Annotated in this window: 18 protein-coding genes; 13 read left to right on the forward strand and 5 right to left on the reverse strand. The window is 67.7% G+C overall.

Translation table 11 applies throughout. The annotated features are described in order from the left end of the window. Positions 1–69 precede the first annotated feature (69 nt). From OPU67_RS13035 to OPU67_RS13045, 3 genes are all read left to right on the forward strand, one after another. Entirely contained in the window at positions 70–372 is a 303-nt protein-coding gene (locus OPU67_RS13035; protein ID WP_267620279.1) for a hypothetical protein, read from the forward strand. A 2-nt stretch (positions 373–374) separates the two neighbouring features. Next, on the forward strand, positions 375–1,007 hold the full coding sequence (locus OPU67_RS16350) for a response regulator (RefSeq protein WP_324255370.1): 633 nt from the start codon (positions 375–377) through the stop codon (positions 1,005–1,007). Positions 1,008–1,223: 216 nt separating this feature from the next. Then, complete coding sequence (locus tag OPU67_RS13045; protein WP_267620280.1) at positions 1,224–1,640, forward strand: hypothetical protein; 417 nt, start codon at positions 1,224–1,226, stop codon at positions 1,638–1,640. 69 nt (positions 1,641–1,709) lie between these two features. On the opposite strand, the gene OPU67_RS13050 is transcribed toward OPU67_RS13045, so the two are convergent. From OPU67_RS13050 to lepB, 4 genes are all read right to left on the reverse strand, one after another. Next, positions 1,710–2,828, reverse strand: coding sequence for a serine hydrolase domain-containing protein (locus OPU67_RS13050; RefSeq protein WP_267620281.1), 1,119 nt, complete (start codon positions 2,826–2,828; stop codon positions 1,710–1,712). A gap of 191 nt (positions 2,829–3,019) precedes the next feature. Beyond that, positions 3,020–3,943 (reverse strand): GTPase Era, encoded by a 924-nt coding sequence (era, locus tag OPU67_RS13055; RefSeq protein WP_267620282.1) that lies wholly within the window; start codon positions 3,941–3,943, stop codon positions 3,020–3,022. A 238-nt stretch (positions 3,944–4,181) separates the two neighbouring features. Further along, positions 4,182–4,868 (reverse strand): ribonuclease III, encoded by a 687-nt coding sequence (rnc, locus tag OPU67_RS13060; protein WP_267620283.1) that lies wholly within the window; start codon positions 4,866–4,868, stop codon positions 4,182–4,184. Continuing rightward, positions 4,865–5,701, reverse strand: coding sequence for a signal peptidase I (gene lepB, locus OPU67_RS13065; protein WP_267620285.1), 837 nt, complete (start codon positions 5,699–5,701; stop codon positions 4,865–4,867). Before lepB ends, rnc begins: the two co-directional genes overlap by 4 nt. 49 nt (positions 5,702–5,750) lie before the next feature. Between lepB and pgi the strand changes: the two genes are divergently transcribed. From pgi to OPU67_RS13090, 5 genes are all read left to right on the forward strand, one after another. Next, positions 5,751–7,307, forward strand: coding sequence for a glucose-6-phosphate isomerase (pgi, locus tag OPU67_RS13070; RefSeq protein WP_267620287.1), 1,557 nt, complete (start codon positions 5,751–5,753; stop codon positions 7,305–7,307). A 223-nt stretch (positions 7,308–7,530) separates the two neighbouring features. Then, a complete protein-coding gene (locus tag OPU67_RS13075) occupies positions 7,531–9,096 on the forward strand; it encodes a DEAD/DEAH box helicase (RefSeq protein ID WP_267620289.1) in 1,566 nt (521 codons plus the stop codon). A 135-nt stretch (positions 9,097–9,231) separates the two neighbouring features. Further along, positions 9,232–10,584, forward strand: a complete 1,353-nt coding sequence (gorA, locus tag OPU67_RS13080) for a glutathione-disulfide reductase (RefSeq protein WP_267620338.1) — start codon at positions 9,232–9,234, stop codon at positions 10,582–10,584. 56 nt (positions 10,585–10,640) lie between these two features. After that, positions 10,641–11,663: an NAD-dependent epimerase/dehydratase family protein gene (locus tag OPU67_RS13085; RefSeq protein WP_267620295.1), complete on the forward strand. Its 1,023-nt coding sequence runs from the start codon at positions 10,641–10,643 to the stop codon at positions 11,661–11,663. Next, positions 11,663–12,385: an SDR family oxidoreductase gene (locus OPU67_RS13090; protein WP_267620297.1), complete on the forward strand. Its 723-nt coding sequence runs from the start codon at positions 11,663–11,665 to the stop codon at positions 12,383–12,385. The genes OPU67_RS13085 and OPU67_RS13090 overlap by 1 nt, the downstream gene beginning before the upstream one ends. Before the next feature lie 114 nt (positions 12,386–12,499). Here the strand turns inward: OPU67_RS13090 and OPU67_RS13095 are convergent, their stop codons facing one another. Next, a complete protein-coding gene (locus OPU67_RS13095; protein ID WP_267620299.1) occupies positions 12,500–13,606 on the reverse strand; it encodes an NAD(P)/FAD-dependent oxidoreductase in 1,107 nt (368 codons plus the stop codon). Positions 13,607–13,711: 105 nt separating this feature from the next. Here OPU67_RS13095 and OPU67_RS13100 point away from each other — a divergent pair, with 105 nt between their 5' ends. The 5 genes from OPU67_RS13100 to scpA all read left to right on the forward strand — a co-directional run bounded on the left by OPU67_RS13100 (position 13,712) and on the right by scpA (position 19,387). Next, the gene (locus OPU67_RS13100; protein ID WP_267620302.1) at positions 13,712–15,244 is read left to right on the forward strand and encodes an acyl-CoA carboxylase subunit beta; all 1,533 of its coding nucleotides are present in this window, start codon (positions 13,712–13,714) and stop codon (positions 15,242–15,244) included. 101 nt (positions 15,245–15,345) lie between these two features. Further along, on the forward strand, positions 15,346–15,639 hold the full coding sequence (locus OPU67_RS13105) for a GIY-YIG nuclease family protein (protein WP_267620305.1): 294 nt from the start codon (positions 15,346–15,348) through the stop codon (positions 15,637–15,639). A gap of 117 nt (positions 15,640–15,756) precedes the next feature. After that, on the forward strand, positions 15,757–16,209 hold the full coding sequence (gene mce, locus OPU67_RS13110) for a methylmalonyl-CoA epimerase (protein ID WP_267620307.1): 453 nt from the start codon (positions 15,757–15,759) through the stop codon (positions 16,207–16,209). Positions 16,210–16,323: 114 nt separating this feature from the next. Beyond that, positions 16,324–17,109 (forward strand): enoyl-CoA hydratase-related protein, encoded by a 786-nt coding sequence (locus tag OPU67_RS13115; protein WP_267620309.1) that lies wholly within the window; start codon positions 16,324–16,326, stop codon positions 17,107–17,109. A gap of 124 nt (positions 17,110–17,233) precedes the next feature. Then, positions 17,234–19,387: a methylmalonyl-CoA mutase gene (gene scpA, locus OPU67_RS13120; protein WP_267620311.1), complete on the forward strand. Its 2,154-nt coding sequence runs from the start codon at positions 17,234–17,236 to the stop codon at positions 19,385–19,387. Positions 19,388–19,437: the final 50 nt, after the last annotated feature.

Consider the following 19,437-nt stretch of genomic DNA (forward strand, 5'->3'; position numbering starts at 1 on the left):
CCCTCTCGCGTTGGTAAAAAAGTAAGTATTTGCCCCCTACCACACAGCCCTCAAGAAGGGCTTGCCGCCGTGATCGAAATCGAAGTCCAGAACGAGACCCACCAGACCCAGTCGCGGATCCGCTTCGCCGCGGTCCCGCGCATCGGCGAGGGCCTGCGCCTGCGCGAGCCGGACGGGATGTGGGCGAGCTATGACGTCCTCGACGTGTGGTACCAGAAGGCCGAATTCGGCGATGTCTGGATGCCCTACCTCCACGTCCGGGTAACGCCGGGCGAGGTCGTCGGCCTGCCCGATGCCGCCGAGGATCCCTATTCGGACGATTTCGCCGCCCAGGCCTATCAGCAGAGCTATGCCGCGATGGGGGGACGCTAGGGATGCACAACCTCATCAAGCGTCACACCGGCCCGCACCGCCGCTCGCCCGCCGGGCCGGGCGCCGACGGCAAGACCCTCGCCCAGAAGCTCGCCGAGAACGAGGCGCTGCTTGCCGCCGAGGCCGAAGCCGCCCGCGCCGCGACCGCCGCGCCAGCGCCCAAAGGCCCCGCCGCGCCGTCTTCCGATCCCGACGATACCGCCGCGATCGTCGCCGCCGCCAAGGCGATGCGCGACCGCTACGCCGGGCACGAGGCGCCTGCCGCCACCGCGAAGACCTGCCTCATCGTCGACGACAGCCGCGTGATCCGCAAGGTCGCCGCCAAGATCGCCGCCAGCCTCGGCTACGTGCCGATCGAGGCGCAGGACGGCCACGAGGCGCTCGCCCGCTGCAAGCAGGCCATGCCCGATCTCGTGCTGACCGACTGGAACATGCCCGAGATGGACGGCATCGCCTTCGTCGAAAAGCTGCGCGCCATCCCCACCCCGCGCGAGCCGGTGGTGGTGTTCTGCACCTCGAACGGTGAGGCGCGGGACATCCACGAGGGCATCGCCGCAGGCGCCGACGATTACATCGTCAAGCCCTTCGACGAGGCGGCCCTGCGCGCCAAGCTGGAGAAGCTGGGGCGGGGGTGACCTCCGCCCGCGTCCTACCCATGCTCGTCACCCCAGCGAAAGCTGGGGCCCAGAGCTGATCGGCACCTCGTTTGCCGACGTGGCTCCACGTCGCCACAGGCCCCAGCTTTTGTCGCGATGAAGGGTCGTATCGTCTCGTCGCAAGAGCCTCCACCCCGGTGGTCATCTGCTCCGGTCCGCGCTATCCCTGCACCCGATAGAGGAGGATGACGCCCGATGATGATCGCCGAAGCCGGACCCGGAGCTGCGCTCCTCCTTGCCGCCATCCTCGCCGGCTGCTCCCCCGCCGCAGACACCCCCGCCGCACCCGAGGCCACCCCAACCGCCGCCGCGACCACCGCCGCCGCGGCGCCGTCCTACGCCGACTGGGTCGGCACCTGGACCGGGCCCGAGGGCCTGTTCGTCACCATCACCGATGCCGGGGAAGGGCGCTACACGCTCGCAATGCAGTCCGACCTCGACACCAAGGCGACCTACGCCGGCACCGCCACCGCCGACGGCATCGCCTTCGAGCAGGGCGGCACGCCCAAGCTGCTCAAAAAGGCCACCGGCGACGAGACCGGCCTCAAGTGGCTCGCCGGCAAACAGGACTGCCTGATGGTCGAGGAGGGCGTGGGCTTCTGCCGGGATTGAGACGCGATTACGCCACCGCCTCGCGATGAAGCGGGCGACAGCGGCGCAGCGGATCGTCCACGGCGAGCCTCACTCGTCTTCGATGTCCGGATATTCCCATCGATAGGGGACCCCGGTTTCCCCGAGCACGAGGCGCACCAGACGCGGGAAGGCACGCTCCGCCCTCACGTCGTTGGCGAGAATCACCACGCAGCGGCGGCGTTCCTCAAGGCAAACGAGCGTATTGGCGGTGGTGTCGTTGTGCCCGCCCTTGTACCACCCGGGGCCCTGTGGCCCGGAAAAGGCAATCACGCCCAGGCCGGCCAGCGCCTTCGGCCGTTCGGCTTCCGGGGCGTCCGGCAGGAGAGTGGGGAACTGCTGCCGGGTCGTGATCGGGAGCGTACCACCGGGAAAGAGACTGCGCCGATCGGAGGACAGCCCCTCAGCACGGACCATGAAGGCAGCCATGCGCGCCATGTCCGCGATGGTCGTATCCATCGATCCGGCAGCGCGCACACGGCTTCGCTCGTCATGGGCCTCGGCCCGGCCGTCCGCGTCCCAGCCATCGGCGAGGTTGCCGGCAAAGGCCGTCTGCCATCGCAGGCTCGTGCGCCTCATTCCGAGCGGCCGGAAAAAGCGGCGCTGCAGTTCCTCCTCGACGTCGAGGCCCATCCCCCGCTCCAGCGCGAACTGCAAGAGCATGATCCCTTCGCCCGAATAGGCATAGCGGGTGCCAGGATCGAAATGGATGCGCAGGCGCTTGTCCGGTTCGAGAAACGCGAAATTCGCAAAGCCCGTCGAATGGGTCAGGACCATGCGCGGCGTGATCGAGCGCCAGCGCTCATCCGTGGCGAGATCGCCCCAATTTCCGTAAGCCGCAAGATTGCCGTACGCGGGCAGCGGATCGGCAAGCAGGTTCGCGATCGGCCTGTCGAGATCGAGCTTTCCTTCGGCGGCGAGCTGCGCTGCAAGATACCCGAACACGGCCTTGGTGAGCGATGCGCCGTACATGACCGTATCGGCGGTAAGCGGATCGCCCGCCGTGTTGCGCACGCCGAACGTCCTGATGCTGACAATCGCCCCATCTTCGATGACGGCCACGGCGAGTCCGCGTGCGCCGGTTTGCGCCATCGCCGCAGGTACGGCCGCATCCAGCCGAGACCCGGCATCATTCGCCATTGCCGAGCCCGCAAGAACCAGCGCCGCCAACGCACAGGCACCGTGACGCAATCTCCTCCATTTCGTCTTCCCTCCGGCTCCCCGGGCGAGGCCAGGCGCCCGATCCTGGGCATCTGGACAGCCCATGACATTCGCGCAAACCACCACTGGAAATCCTTTCGCCGCGAATTTGCCGTAAGGCCGGACGGCTTGCCCCTGCCGCACCGACCTGCAGGCGAGCCTCACCGCACCCAATCGAGCCCGATTTCCTCGAAGATCTCCCGGTCCTCGGCCCAGTTCTCCAGCACCTTGACGTGCAGGAACAGGTGGACCTTCACCCCCAGCACCTCGGCCAGTTCGGCGCGGGCGGCGGCGCCGATCGCCTTGATCTTGGAGCCGCCCTTGCCGAGCACGATCGCGCGCTGGTTGTCGCGCGTCACCACGATCTGCTGGTGGATCTCGACGCTGCCGTCGGGGCGCACCTCGTATCTCTCGGGCCGCACCGCGCTGTCGTAGGGCAGTTCCTCGTGGAGCTGCTGGTAGAGCTGTTCGCGGGTGATCTCGGCGGCGAGCAGGCGTTCGGAGGCGTCGGAGACCTGATCCTCCGGGTACATCCAGGCGCCCTCGGGCATTTGCCGGGCGAGGATGTCCTTCAGCTCGGGCACGCCTTCGCCGGTGAGGGCGGAGATGAAGAACACCTCGGCGAAATCGACCTTGCCGGTGAGCTCCTGCGCCAGCACCAGCAGCGGCTCCTTTTTGGCGCGGTCGACCTTGTTGAGGACGAGGATCTTGCGCTCGGGCCTTCCGCTGAGCGTTTCCAGCAGCGGCTCGAGTTCATGGCGGCGCTGCTTGATGGGATCGACCATCAGCAGCACCGCGTCCGCCGCCTCGGCACCCTCCCAAGCTGCACTCACCATCGCCCGGTCGAGGCGGCGGCGGGGCGCGAAGATGCCGGGGGTGTCGACGAGAATCATCTGCGTCGGCGCGCCGTCCACCTCGTGCAGCGCGATGCCGAGCATCCGCGCGCGGGTGGTCTGGGCCTTGGCGCTGGTGATCGCGACCTTCTGGCCGACGAGCGCGTTGACGAGGGTCGACTTGCCGGCGTTGGGCGCGCCGAGCACGGCGACGACGCCGCAGCGGGTGGGGGTGGGTTGCTCTTCGTTCATCATATCCGTTCGGGCTGAGCCTGTCGAAGCCCTGTACTTTCTTCACGCTGCTGTGTCCCGAAGAAAGGACAGTCCTTCGACAAGCTCAGGACGAACGCGGTGAGGGCTGGTTGAGGGGGACAGACCTCGTGCAGACCGGCCCTAGACCGCTGTCACACCCCCTCCAGACCGCCTTCAGACCCCCTCCAGACCCGTCCCGGAGCGATGTTTCACGTGAAACACCGGGCCGGTGGCGATGTCAGCCGAACCGCTCCATGAAAGCCTTGGCAGCGAGCCTTTCGGCCTCGCCCTTGCTGCTCGCGGTAGCCTCGGCATGGCCGACATTGCGGATCGATACCCGCACCGTGAAGCGCGCCGCATGGTCAGGGCCGGAGCGCTCGACCACCTCGTAAAGCGGAGGCGCACGGCGGTTGCCGGCGGCCCATTCCTGGAGCGCGCTCTTGGGGTGCTTGGCCTTGCCCTCGTCGCCCTCCAACTCCTTGTTCCACAAGCGATAGATCAGCGCCTGCGCGGTGTCGAAGCCGTGTTCGATGAAGCACGCGCCGATCAGCGCCTCCATCACATCGCCCAGGATCTTGTCGCTGTCCGCCCCGCCATCGTCGCGCGCCTGCTTGCCGAGGCGGATGTGCTCCGGCAGGCCGATGGTGCGGGCGATCCGCGCGCAGGTCGCGCCGCTGACGAGGGCGTTAAGCCGCTGGGAAAGCTTGCCTTCCGGACCATCACCTGCGCGAAACAGCCAGGCCGCGACCGACAGGCCGAGCACCCGGTCGCCCAAGAACTCGAGCCGCTGGTAATCCGCGACCTCCGCGCCGGCGCCGTTGAAGCTGCCGTGGGTCAGCGCCTCGAGCCACGGCGCATCGCGCGCCGGGGCGAAGCCCTGCGCCTCGAGCCAGGCGCGCGCGGCGGGATCGAGCGTGAGGCTCACAACAGGTCTCCGATCCGCTCCCACCGTGCGGCGGCGAACCACGAGACGGGGTTGAGCCAGTCCGCGCTCCCATCGGTCGACCAGACGATCAGCGCCGCGCGCCCGATCAGCCGGTCCTCGGAAACGAGGCCCACGCCCTGTCCCGCCTCGGCCGGGAAGCGGCTGTCCAGCGAGTTGTCGCGATTGTCGCCCATCACGAACAGGCGTCCGGGCGGCACGGTCACCTCGGCAAAACTGTCCGCCGGGGTCGGGCCGAAATCGAGCACATCGTAGGATCGCCCCTCGGGCAGGGTCTCGCGGAAGCGGGCATAGGCGCAGGCCTCGCCGTCTTCGCCGGTCGCCACCATCGTGCCGCCCCAGGCGCAGCCGGTGTTGGGCGAGAGCGGGATCAGGGCATCCTCGATCCGATCCCGGCGCACCGGCGCGCCGTTGAGCAGCACCTCGCCGCCGCGCACCGCCACCCGGTCGCCCGGCACCCCGATCACCCGTTTGATGTATTCGCGCCCGTCGACCGGGTGCTTGAAGATCACGGTGTCCCCGCGCTCCGGGCTTGCCGCGAACAGGCGTCCCTCGGGCAGCGGCAGGGCGAAGGGCAGCGAGTGGCGAGAGATACCGTAGGGCCACTTGGCGGCGAGCAGGTAATCGCCCTTCATCAGCCGGGGCAGCATCGATTCCGAGGGGATCGAGAAGGGCGCGAAGGCGAGGATGCGGAAGGCGAGCACCGCCACCAGCAGCTTGACGAGAAATGCGGTGAAGCCGCCTCGCCGGTCGTCCGCGCGCCCGCCAGTTGCGGCCAACGGCGGGGGTTCGAGCGATTGGGTCTTTGCATCCATCCTCCGAGCCCTTACTCGCAGCCGCACACTTGCGCAAAGGGGAAGGGCATTGCACCGAGACGCGGCAAACGGAGCACGGATCGCGGCCATCCTGGAACAGTTGCGGGGCCTGCCGCAGGCGAGGCTGGCCGATCTCTTCGCCGCCGATCCGGCGCGCGCCGAAGCCATGACCCGGCGCATCACCTGGCCGGTGGAGCCCGGTAGCGATGCCGAGACCGGGCTGCTCATCGACTTCGCCAAGACCCACCTGTCGGGCGAGGCGCTCACCGCCTTCGAGGCGCTTGCCGAGGCTTCCGGCTTCGCCGCGGCGCGGGCCGAGCTGTTCGGCGGCGGGATCGTCAACGTCACCGAAGGCCGCGCCGCCACCCACGGCGCTCTGCGCGGCAGCGGTACGGCGCCCCAGGTCGAGGAGGCCGAGGCCCTCCTCGCACGCATGGGGATGCTGGTCGAGGCGATCCACGAGGGCGCGCTGGGCGAGGTCAGGCACTGCATCGCGATCGGCATCGGCGGCTCGGCATTGGGCCCGGCGCTCGCCATCGATGCGCTGACCCGCGACCTGGCGCTGGTCGATGTCCATGTCGTCTCGAACATCGACGGGCTTGCGCTGGAAGCGGCGTTTCGCGCCTGCGATCCGGCGACGACGATCATCGCGGTCGCCTCCAAGACCTTCACCACCATCGAGACCATGACCAACGCCGCGAGCGCGCTGAAGTGGCTCCGCGAGAACGGTGTCGAGGACCCGCACGGGCAGGTCATCGCGCTCACCGCCGCGCCCGAGAAGGCGGTCGAATGGGGCGTCGACGAGACCCGCATCCTGCCCTTCCCGGAGAGCGTCGGCGGGCGCTATTCGCTGTTCTCGAGCATCGGCTTCCCGGTCGCGCTCGCGATCGGCATGGACGATTTCCGCGCGATGCTGGCCGGTGCCAAGGCGGTCGACGATCACTTCCGCGCCGCCGAGGGGCGGGAGAACGCCCCGCTGCTCGCCGCTTTCGCCGACCAGTACTACACCCGCCTTCGCGGCTGTCAGACCCGCGCGGTCTTCGCCTATGACGAGCGGCTGAAGCTGCTCCCGGACTATCTCCAGCAGCTCGAGATGGAATCGAACGGCAAGAGCGTGACGAGGGAGGGCGCCCCCGTCGATGGCCCCACGGCGGCCATTACCTGGGGCGGGGTGGGCACCGACGCGCAGCACGCGGTGTTCCAGCTGCTCCACCAGGGCACGCATCTCGTCCCGGTCGACTTCATCGCCAGCATCGCGCCGGGCGACGATCTCGATCCGGCGCATCACCGCATCCTCCTGATGAACTGCCTCGCGCAAGGCGCGGCTCTGATGGCTGGCAAGCCATCGGACGATCCGGCGCGCGCCTACCCCGGCGACCGGCCCTCGACGACCTTCCTCGTCGAGGACTGCGACGCGGCGGCGCTCGGCGCGCTGATCGCCTTCCACGAACACCGCACCTTCGCCAATGCCGTGCTGATGGGCATCAACCCCTTTGACCAGTTCGGCGTCGAACTCGGCAAGGCCATCGCCAAGCAGATCGAGAGCGGGGAGGGCGACTTCGACCCGAGCACCAAGGCGCTGATGGCGGTGGCGGGGCTTGGGTGAGCGCGTAATCAATTGACATTCGGGTGGCGGGTCCCCACATGGCCGTCATCGAAGCGCGCTAGCCATGCGTGAAGCGGCGGAATTCTGAAAGCATCCGCCCCGGCCGCGCTTCGGTCTTTCCCAAGGACTTCCCTTTTCACGCGGGCGGTTTCAACCCCCGCGCCGCGCGTGTGCCGTCCGCATCGGACAGGCCAGCGCGCGTCGCACCTATTGCGAGTATCACATGACCACTTTCGCTGACCTCGGGCTGTCGCAGCCCGTGCTCCAGGCCCTCGACATGAAGGGCTATTCGACGCCGACGCCGATCCAGGAACAGGCGATCCCGCCCGTGCTCAAGGGCCGCGACCTCCTTGGCATCGCCCAGACCGGCACCGGCAAGACCGCGGCCTTCATGCTTCCGAGCATCGACCGGCTGCGCGAGGCCGACAACCAGATCCCCTTCAAGTCCTGCCGGATGCTGGTGCTTGCGCCCACCCGCGAGCTTGCCGTGCAGATCGCCGATAGCGCCAAGGACTACGGCGCGCTCGCCGGCCTCAAGGTCCAGGTGATCGTCGGCGGCACATCGGTCGGCAAGGACCGCAACAAGCTCCACCGCGGCACCGACATCCTCGTCGCCACGCCAGGCCGCCTGCTCGACCTCATCGACCAGAAGGCCTTCAACTTGAACGGCATCGAAATCCTCGTGCTCGACGAGGCCGACCAGATGCTCGACCTGGGCTTCATCCATGCGCTCAGGAAGATCCGCGAGCTGGCGCCGAAGGACCGCCAGACGCTGTTCTTCAGCGCGACCATGCCCAAGGCGATCAAGGAACTGGTGGGCGGCTACTGCAACAATCCGGTGCAGGTCTCGGTGACGCCCGAGAGCACCACCGCCGAGCGTATCGACCAGTACCTGTTCATGGTCCAGCAGGACGAGAAGACGGCGCTGCTCGAGATGATCTTGAAGGGCCGTCACAAGGTCCCCGGCGAGTTCGAGCGCACGCTCATCTTCACCCGCACCAAGCACGGCGCGGACCGGGTGGTGAAGAAGCTTGCCCAGGCGGGGATCGAGGCGAACGCGATCCACGGCAACAAGTCGCAGCCCCAGCGCCAGCGCGCATTGGACGAGTTCCGCAAGGCGCGCGTGCCGGTGCTGATCGCGACCGACGTCGCCGCGCGCGGGATCGACATTCCGGGGGTCAGCCACGTCATCAACTACGAGCTGCCCAACGTGCCCGAGCAATATGTTCACCGCATCGGGCGGACGGCGCGCGCGGGCCGTGATGGCGTCGCGATCGCCTTCTGTGCCGAGGACGAGCGCGCCTACTTGAAGGACATCCGCCGCACCACCGGCGCCGAGCTCGAGCGCCTGCCGCTTCCCGACAATTTCCGTGCCGTGGTGGAAGGCGAGGGCCCGGAAAAGCCTGCCCCCCGCCAGCCGATGAAGCGCGTGCAGCCGCGCCCGCTTGGGGCACGCAAGCCTCAGGGCGAGCGCCGGCCCGACGGCGAGCGTCGCCCGCAGCAGGGCGAGCAGCGCCGGGCCGCCCATGCGGGCCAAGGCGAGCGTCGTCCCCAGGGCGATCGCCGCGCGCCGCAGGCCGAGCCGCGCCGCGCCGAGGGTGATCGCCGTCCGCAAGGCGGCAAGCCTGCCCATGGCGGCAACGGCGGCGGCCAGCGTCACGGCGGTCAGGGCCGTCCGCAAGGGCAGGGCCATGGCGCCGGGGGCAACGGCGGCGGCGGCGGCGGCAATCGCAGCCGCGGGCGCCGCGGTGGCGGTGGGGGCGGGCGTCCCCGCGCCGCACAGGGCTGAGATTTTCGATAACGAAGGGCGGGAGCGGCAAACTCCCGCCCTTCGATTGTCGGAAATCAGCCATTTCGCCCGCACATGGTTGCCGCCCCCGCGCGGCGGGGCCATATGCGTGCCCGCATGGACGGGAGCGGCGCGATGGCTGACGAATACGACTACGACCTTTTCACCATCGGCGCAGGCTCGGGCGGGGTGCGCGCCAGCCGCGTCGCTGCGGCCCACGGCGCGCGCGTTGCGGTCGCGGAGGAATACCGCGTCGGCGGCACCTGCGTGATCCGCGGCTGCGTGCCCAAGAAGATGCTCGTCTACGGCGCGCACTTCGCCGAGGATCTCGAGGACGCCAGGAGCTTCGGCTGGACCATCGAGGGCAAGCGCTTCGACTGGGCGGCGCTGCGCGATCATGTGCAGAAGGACGTGACCCGGCTGGAAGGGCTCTACGGCCAGACGCTCGGCAGCCACGATGTCGCCATCTTCCCCGAACGCGCGGCGATCACCGGGCCGCACGAGATCACGCTGGCGGGCGGCAAGGTCGTCACCGCGAAGACCATCCTGATCGCCACCGGGGCGCGGCCGCACGTGCCGGACTTCCCCGGCAACGAGCACGTCATCACCTCGAACGAGGCCTTCCACCTCGAAACCCTGCCGCGCCGCATCCTGATCGCAGGCGGCGGCTACATCGCCAATGAATTCGCGGGCATCTTCAACGAATTCGGCTGCAAGGTCACGATAGCCAACCGATCCGACACGATCCTGCGCGGCTATGACGCGAGCGTGCGCGACCGGCTGCTCCAGATTTCGATGGTGAAGGGTATCAGCTTCCTGTTCCACGCCGAGTTCGAGAGCGTGGAGAAGCAGGTGGACGGCACGCTGCTCGTCAAGCTCACCGGGCAGGACCCGGCCGAATACGATGCCGTGATGGTCGCGACCGGCCGCGTGCCCAACACCGAGGGGCTGGGGCTGGAGACGGTCGGGGTCGAACTGGGCAAGCGCGGCGAGATCGTCGTCGACAGGTTCAGCAAGACCACAATCGACCACATCTATGCCGTCGGCGACGTGACCGACCGGGTGCAACTCACCCCCGTCGCGATCCGCGAGGGGCAGGCCTTCGCCGACAGCCTGTTCGGCCCCGGCGAGCCTTATGCGGTCGATCATTCCTGCGTGCCCAGCGCGGTGTTCAGCCACCCGCCCATCGCCGCGGTCGGCATGACGGAAGGGCAGGCGCGCAACACCCTCGGCAACGTCAAGGTCTACCAGGCCGATTTCCGGCCGATGAAGAACGTCGTCGCCGGGCGCAACGAGCGCAGCCTCTACAAGATGATCGTCGACGCGGCGAACGATCGGATCGTCGGCATCCACATGATCGGGCCGGATTCGCCCGAGATCATGCAGGCCGCCGCCATTGCCGTGAAGGCGGGCCTGACCAAGGCCGATTTCGACGCGACGGTCGCGATCCACCCGACCATGGCCGAGGAGCTGGTGCTCTTCAAATAGGTTGCTTGGTGAAACCGATCTGCTAGGCTGGTGACGTTACGGCAACGGGAGGTCGCATGGCAGGCACGGTTCTGGTGACGGGGGCGACCGGCTACATCGCCGGGGAGTTGATCCGGCAATTGCTCGCCAAGGGCTGGACGGTGCACGGCACGGTTCGCAATCGCGCCACGAGCGAAGCGGGCTTGCGCGCCCGTCTCGGCAATCCCCCGCCAGCGCAATTCAGGCTCTTCGAGGCCGAATTGATGTCGGATAAGGGCTGGGCCGAGGCGACCACCGGCTGCACCCATGTCGCCCACGTCGCCTCGCCGATCCCGGCACAGGCGCCCCGGCACGAGGACGACCTGATCGTCCCGGCGAGGGAGGGCACTTTGCGCGCGCTCCGCTTCGCCAAGGCCGCAGGCGTCACCCGCTTCGTCCAGACCTCCTCCACCGCCGCCGTGGTCTACGGCGTGGACCGCGGGGAATACACCTTCGCCGAAAGCCGGTGGACGAACATCGACCACCCGGACGCTTACCCTTACGTTAAGTCCAAGACCATCGCCGAACGCGCCGCGCGCGACTGGGTGGCGGCCGAAGGGGAGGGGATGGAGTTCGTCTCGGTCAACCCGGGCATGGTGCTCGGGCCGGTCGACAGCGGCGATTTTTCCGCCTCGGTCGAGCTGGTCCAGCAGCTCCTTTCGGGGGCGATGCCGATGGCGCCCAACCTCGGCTTCCCGATCGTCGACGTGCGCGATATCGCCGCGCTCCACGTGCTGGCGCTGGAGACTCCGGGGATCGCGGGCGAGCGGTTCCTCGGGGCAGGCCCCTTCCTTTCCGCGCTCGAGGTCGCGGGCGTGCTGCGCGCGCGGCTTGGGGCGAAGGCGAGGAAGGCCCCGACCCGGCCGATGCCCGATTGGCTGGTCAACATCCTCGCCCTGTTCAACGCCGAGGTGCGCGGGATCAGGACCGAGATCGGCAAGGTGCGCCATGTCGATGCGAGCCATGCCAAGGAGCGGCTCGGCTGGACGATGCGCCCCGTCGAGGACACGATCGCCGACTGCGGCGAGAGCCTTATCCGGCACGGAGTGGTGAAACCCTGATGGACGTGAACGGCAAGACGGCGCTGCTGACCGGCGGCAGCGCAGGCATCGGGCGTGAGATCGCGCGCCAGCTCAAGGCCAAGGGTGCGAGCGTGATCCTGACGGGCCGCGATCCGGCGCGGCTGGAGGCGATGCGCGCCGAGGGGTTCGAGGTGCTTGCCGCCGATCTCTCCAACGCCGCGGGGGTCGATGCGCTGGTCGCGGCTTTCGGAGATCGCCCGGTCGACATCCTGATCAACAACGCGGGCCTCGGCGTGCCGCATGATGTGCGCAATCATCTGCCCGATCCGGACGCGGCGGACGGGTGCTTCTATGCCAACCTCTCGGCTCCGGTGCGCCTCATCACCGCGCTGCTGCCGCGTCTGCGCGCGCGTCCGCAGGCGGCGATCATCAATGTCACGAGCGGCCTCGCGATCGCGCCCAACACCGCAAGCTCGGTCTATTGCGCCAGCAAGGCGGGGCTCAGGAGCTACACCATGGCCCTGCGCGCGCAGCTGGCCGGCGAGCCGATCCAGGTGATCGAGGCGCTGCCGCCGGTGGTCGACACCCAGATGACCGCCGACCGCGACATGTCCAAGATGCCTCCGCAGGAGTGCGCCCGCCAGATCATCGCCGCGCTGGAACAGGGCCGCGACGAGGCCAACATCGGCATGGTGAAGCTGCTGCGGGCAGTCTATTCGCTCTCGCCCGCCCTCGCACGGCGAGTGATGCGGCGGTTCTAGGCCTTCCTTCGTCATTGCGAGGCCGAAGGCCGCGGCAATCCATGGCCGATCCTCACGATTTCGAGCGGCGGTCCATGGATTGCTTCGCTGCGCTCGCAATGACGAAGTTTGGCGCTAGGCCCCAAGCCTCGCCGGGCTGAAGGCCTCCAACGACAGCCCCGCCGCCGCGGCATCCTCGGGGAAGGGCTGGCCCATCACGGCCGCTGCGGCAATGCGCGAGAGCGCGGGCGCGGTCTGGAACCCCGCGCCGCCTTGGCCTGCGCACCAGAAAAAGCCCGGCGCGCCTGCCGCCTCACCGATCACCGGCAATTCGTCCGGCGCAAAGCTCCTGAGGCCCGCCCAGCTGTGGCTGATCCGGCGGATCGGCAAGGTGGTGGCCTGCTCCACCCGGTCAGCGGCGATGGCGATGTCGAGTTCTTCCGGCGCGGCGTCGCAAGGGGCGGACGGGGTTTGGTCCATGCTTGAGGCCAGAAGTTGCGAGCGCCCCTCGGGCAGCAGGTAGAAGCCCTCGCCCGCGGTCTTGGTGAAGGGCCAGCGGCTGACATCCTCGCCCTCGGGCGCGGCAAAGCTGATGACGGTGCGGCGGCGCGGCTCGAGCCCGACCGGCGTGACTCCGGCCATGCGCGCGACCTCGTCGGCCCAGGCGCCCGCCGCGTTGACCAGCACCGCCGCGCCGTGCCGCGTGCCATCGGCCCGCACCGCGACCCAGCGGCCGCGTTCATGTCCGATCAGCGTCACCCGCTCTCCGGGTAGCAACGCGCCGCGATTGGCGCGGATCGTGGCCACATGCGCCTGCAGCATCGCGTGAGTATCGAGCTTCAACGAGCCGTGATCGACCAGCGCGGCGGCGCAGGCCTCGGGCTTCAACGCTGGCATGAGCGCGCGCGCCTCATCGGGGCCGATGCGGGTATAGTCACAGCCATACTGCCGGTGGATGTCCTCCAGCCCATCGAGCGCCGCAATCTCGCCTTCCGCCGCGATGTGGAGCGCGGGGTGCACGCTGCCATGCGCGGCCAGCTCGGCCATGCTGAGCGCGGTCAGGTTGCGCACCGGTTCGTTGCCGAGGCCGTAGTGCGCAAAGGCCACGCTGCGCCCCGAGGCGTGGTATCCGGGCGCGCTCTCGCCCTCGAGCACCGTCACGATCGCCTCGGCGGACAGGCGCGCCGCGACCGAGAGCCCCGCGATCCCGCCGCCGATCACCAGCACGTCAGAGACATACATCGCACGGCCTCCCTTCGCCCGTCCCGCCACTTTTGCCACGTTGACGCTTGGCGCACGCTAAGGCAACGCGTCGCAGCAAGAGACCGGTCTAGAGAGGAAGCCTGCGTGTCCGCCAACATCGCCGAAATGGAACGCCGCCGCGAAGCTGCCCGGATGGGCGGCGGGGCCAAGCGCATCGAAGCCCAGCACGCGAAGGGCAAGCTGACCGCGCGCGAACGCCTCGACGTGCTGCTCGACGAAGGCAGCTTCGAAGAGATCGACACCTATGTCGAGCACGACTGCATGGATTTCGGCATGGAAACCCAGCGCATTCCGGGCGACGGGGTGGTGACGGGCAGCGGCACCATCAACGGGCGGCTGGTCTATGTCTTCAGCCAGGATTTCACCGTGTTCGGCGGCTCGCTCTCCAAGCGCCATGCGGAGAAAATCTGCAAGGTGATGGACACCGCGATGAAGGTCGGCGCGCCGGTGATCGGCCTCAACGACTCCGGTGGGGCGCGCATTCAGGAGGGGGTCGCCTCGCTGGGTGGCTATGCCGAGGTGTTCCAGCGCAATGTGCTGGCGAGCGGCGTGGTGCCGCAGATCAGCCTCATCATGGGGCCGTGCGCGGGCGGGGCAGTGTACTCGCCCGCCATGACCGACTTCATCTTCATGGTGAAGGATTCAAGCTACATGTTCGTGACCGGCCCCGATGTGGTGAAGACCGTCACCAACGAGGTCGTGACGCAGGAGGAACTCGGCGGGGCGATCACCCATACCACAAAGACCAGCGTAGCCGACTTGGCTTACGAGAACGATGTCGAGGCCCTGCTGGCGACCCGCCGCTTCTTCGACTTCCTGCCTTTGTCCAACCGCGAGGAAGGGCCGACGCTCCCGACCAGCGATCCGTGGGACCGGCTGGAGAACAGCCTCGACACGCTGATCCCCGACAATGCCAACCAGCCCTATGACATGCACGAGGTCATCACCAAGGTGCTGGACGAGGGCGATTTCTTCGAGATCCAGCCGGCCCACGCGGGCAACATCATCTGCGGGTTCGGCCGCGTCGAGGGCCGCACCGTGGGCGTGGTGGCGAACCAGCCGATGGTGCTCGCGGGCGTGCTCGACATCAATTCCTCGAAGAAAGCCGCGCGCTTCGTGCGCTTTTGCGATGCCTTCGAGATCCCGATCGTCACCTTCGTCGACGTCCCCGGCTTCCTCCCCGGCACCGCGCAGGAACTGGGCGGGATCATCAAGCACGGCGCGAAGCTGCTCTTCGCCTATGCCGAGGCGACCGTGCCCAAGATCACCGTCATCACCCGCAAGGCTTACGGCGGGGCCTATGACGTGATGGCCTCCAAGCACCTGCGCGGCGACCTCAACTACGCCTGGCCCACCGCCGAAATCGCGGTGATGGGCGCCAAGGGCGCGGTGGAGATCATCTTCCGTCAGGAAAAGGATGACCCCGCCAAGATCGCCGAGCGGACCAAGGAATACGAAGACCGCTTCGCCAACCCCTTCGTGGCGGCATCACGCGGGTACATCGACGAGGTGATCCACCCGCACTCGACCCGGCGACGGATTGCGCTGGGGCTACGCAAGCTGCGGACGAAGCAGTTGGAGAACCCGTGGAAGAAGCATGACAACATTCCGCTGTGAGGTGAATTGGTGACCCTGTTTCGTCATTGCGAGCGTAGCGAAGCAATCCAGAGCGTCACGCAAACCGCTCTGGATTGCCGCGGCGCCTGCGTCGCCTCGCAATGACGAAGCTGCCCTGCGTCTACATGATGGCCAGCAAGCGGAACGGAACGATTTACGTGGGTGTCACCTCGGACTTGCCGAAGCGGGCATGGCAGCATCGCGAAGGCGTCATCGAAGGGTTCACCAAACGATATGGCTGCAAGCTGTTGGTATGGTTCGAACAGCACGGCACGATGGAAAGCGCGATCATGCGGGAAAAGCAGATAAAGGCGGGTAACCGCAAGGCGAAGCTGGCATTGATTGAAGCGGAGAACCCGACTTGGCGCGATCTGTTTGAGGAAATTGCACATTGACCAGTGAGCCGTCATTGCGAGGCGACGCAGTCGCCGTGGCAATCCAGAGCGCGATGCAACCGCTCTGGATTGCCGCGCCGCTTCGCGGCTCGCAATGACGAGCGAGAGAGGAATGAAATGAAACTCGGCCGCTTGAACCACATCGGGGTCGCCACGCCCTCCATCGCGGACTCGATCGCCTTCTACCGCGACGTTATGGGCGCGGGCCGGATCACCGAACCCTTCGACCTGCCGGACCAGGGCGTGAAGGTCTGCTTCGTCGACACCCCCGGCGCGGACGGAGCGATGAACGGAACGCAAATCGAACTGATCGAGCCGCTGGGGGAAAACTCCACGCTCGCGGGTTTCCTCGCCAAGAACCCATTGGGCGGGCAGCATCACCTGTGCTTCGAGGTGCCCGACATCGCCGAGGCGCGCTCGGAGTTCGAGGCGATGGGCAAGCGCATCCTCGGCCCCACCCGCATCGGCGCACACGGCACCCCTATCTTTTTCGTCCATCCCAAGGACATGGGCGGCATGCTTACCGAGATCATGGAGACTCCCAAAGAGGGCACGCACTGGTCGAACTGAGAACAAACCCCCGCCCCGGACTTGATCCGGGGCCCCGCTCCTTATCTCACCCAGGTTGAAGGAAGCGGGGCCCCGGCTCGGGGGCCGGGGCGGGGAAAATGAGAGGTTGAAACAATGTCCTACGAAACCATCCGCGTTGACCGCGAAGGCCCGCTGCTCACCATCACCCTCAACCGCCCGGAGCGTCTCAACGCCATGCCGCCCAAGATGGCGGACGAGCTGGGGCAGGCGTTCTACGACCTCGGCGATGCGCGCGCGGTGCTGATCACCGGCGAGGGCAAGGGCTTCTGTTCCGGCGCGGACCTTGCGGCGCGCGGGGACGGGTCGGCGCTCGGCAGCAAGGGAGGGAGCCACGAGGCGCTGATCAATCACTACAACCCCGCGATCAGCCAGCTGATCCGCTCGAGCGTGCCGGTGATCTGCGCGGTCAATGGCCCGGCGGCGGGCGTCGGCTGCAGCCTCGCGCTGGCGGCGGACTTCACCATCGCCGCCAAGAGCGCGTACTTCTTGCAAGCCTTCGTGAATATCGGCCTTGTGCCCGACGGCGGCTCGACCTGGCTGCTCACCCGCGCCATCGGCCGCGCCCGCGCGACGCGGATGATGATGCTGGGCGAGAAGATTTCGGGCGAGCAGGCCGAGGAATGGGGTCTCATCTACAGTTGCGTCGAGGATGCCGACCTCATGACCGAGGCCCGCGCGCTCGCCGAGAAGCTCGCGAACGGCCCGACGGTCGCCTACGCGACGATGAAGCGCAACATCGCCACCGCGCTCGACCAGAACCTCCAGATGGTGCTGCTCGCCGAGGCCGAGGGCCAGCGGATCGCGGGCGCGACCAAGGACGCAATGGAGGGCGGCATGGCCTTCCACCAGAAGCGCAAGGCGGTATTCAAGGGGGAGTAGTTCTCCCAACCCAATCCCCGTTCGGGCTGAGCTTGTCGAAGCCCTGCACTTCCTCTTCCAGCCCTGCGCCGCAAAAGAAGGGCAGCCCTTCGACAGGCTCAGGGCGAACGGATATGGTAACACAATGGCCGACAAACCCACGCTCGAAGACTGGAACGCCCTCGCCGCCAAGGAAGTGAAGGGCCGCGACCTCACCTGGCACACGCCCGAAGGCTTCGCGATCAAGCCGCTCTATACGGCCGAGGATCACGCAGGCTTCGATCCGGGCCTCCCCGGCTTCGCGCCCTTCACGCGCGGGGTGAAGGCGAGCATGTATGCGGGCCGTCCGTGGACCATCCGCCAATATGCGGGCTTCTCGACCGCCGAGGAGAGCAACGCCTTCTACCGCCGCAACCTCGCGATGGGGCAGAAGGGCCTGTCGGTCGCCTTCGACCTTGCGACCCACCGCGGCTATGACTCTGATCACCCGCGCGTCGTCGGCGATGTCGGCAAGGCGGGGGTGGCGATCGACACGGTCGCGGACATGGAGATCCTGTTCGACCAGATCCCGCTCGATTCCATGTCCGTCTCGATGACGATGAACGGCGCGGTGATCCCGGTGCTGGCCTTCTTCATCGTCGCCGCCGAGCTTCAGGGCGTGTCGCAGGACAAGCTGGATGGCACGATCCAAAACGACATTCTCAAGGAGTTCATGGTCCGCAACACCTATATCTACCCGCCCGAACCTTCGATGCGGATCATCTCGGACATCATCGCATACACCTCGGCCAACATGCCGAAGTTCAACAGCATTTCGATCAGCGGCTACCACATGCACGAGGCCGGGGCGACGGCGGTGCAGGAGCTCGCCTTCACCATCGCTGACGGCAAGGAATATGCCACCCGCGCCATGGCCGCAGGGCTCGATATCGACGCTTTCGCGGGCCGCCTCAGCTTCTTCTTCGGCATCGGCATGAACTTCTTCATGGAGATCGCCAAACTGCGCGCCGCGCGCACCTTGTGGTGGCGGGTGATGGATGGCCTCGGGGCGAAGGACGAGCGCTCCAAGATGCTGCGCACCCACTGCCAGACGAGCGGCGTCAGCCTTCAGGAGCAGGACCCCTACAACAACGTCATCCGCACCACGGTCGAGGCGATGGCGGCGGTGCTGGGCGGCACCCAGTCGCTCCACACCAATGCGCTGGACGAGGCCATTGCGCTGCCCACGGACTTCAGCGCCCGGATCGCCCGCAACACCCAGCTGGTGTTGCAGGAGGAAAGCGGCATCACGAGCGTCGTCGATCCGCTCGGCGGCTCGCACTATATCGAGGCGCTGACCGCCACCCTCGTCGATGAGGCGTGGAAGCTGATCGAGCAGGTCGACGCGGCGGGCGGCATGACCGCCTTCGTCGCCACCGGCGCGCCCAAGGCCGCGATCGAGCGCGCGGCGGCGGAAAAGCAGACCAAGGTCGACAAGGGCGAGACGGTGATCGTCGGCGTCAACAAGTACCGCAAGGAACAGGAAGACGCGCTCGACACGCTCGAGGTCGACAACCAGAAGGTGCGCGCAGGCCAGATCGCCCGCCTCGCCAAGGTGCGCGAGGGCCGCAACGAGGCCGCCTGCCGCGCAGCGCTCGCCGCACTGACGGAAGGGTGCAAGTCGGGCGCGAACCTGCTGGCGCTGGCGGTCGAGGCCGCGCGCCATGATGCGACCCTCGGCGAAATTTCCTCGGCGATGGAAGAGGTTTTTGGCCGCCACGATGCGACCCCCGCACCGGTCACGGGCGTCTACAAGAGCGCCTACGAATTCGACCGCCGCTGGGCGCAGGTGACCGATGGCGTGGAAGCCGTGGGCCGCCGCTTGGGCCGCAAACCCCGCATCATGATCGCCAAGATGGGCCAGGACGGCCACGACCGCGGCGCGAACGTGATTGCGAGCGCCTTTGGCGACATGGGCTTCGAGGTGATCTCCGGCCCGCTGTTCCAGACCCCGCAGGAGAGCGCGGCGATGGCGCTGGAACACGACGTCGACGTGGTCGGCGCTTCCTCCCTCGCCGCGGGTCACAAGACCCTGATCCCCGAACTGATCCGCCTCCTGCGCGAAGCCGGGCGCGGCGACATCAAGGTCACCGCCGGCGGCGTCATCCCCCCGCAGGACTATGACTATCTGCGCGAGGCGGGGGTGCAGGGCATCTACGGCCCCGGCTCGAATGTGGTCGAATGCGCGGCGGATATTTTGGTGCTGTTGGGCCATAACATGCCGCCGCTCGGCGAGGGGCTGGACGAGGCCGCGGAGTAGGCGCTACTCCCTCGTCATTGCGAGCGAAGCGAAGCAATCCAGCTTCTTAC

Origin of the sequence: Erythrobacter sp. WG, assembly GCF_026586795.1 — a bacterium.
In the GTDB taxonomy this organism is placed as follows: Bacteria; Pseudomonadota; Alphaproteobacteria; order Sphingomonadales; family Sphingomonadaceae; genus Erythrobacter.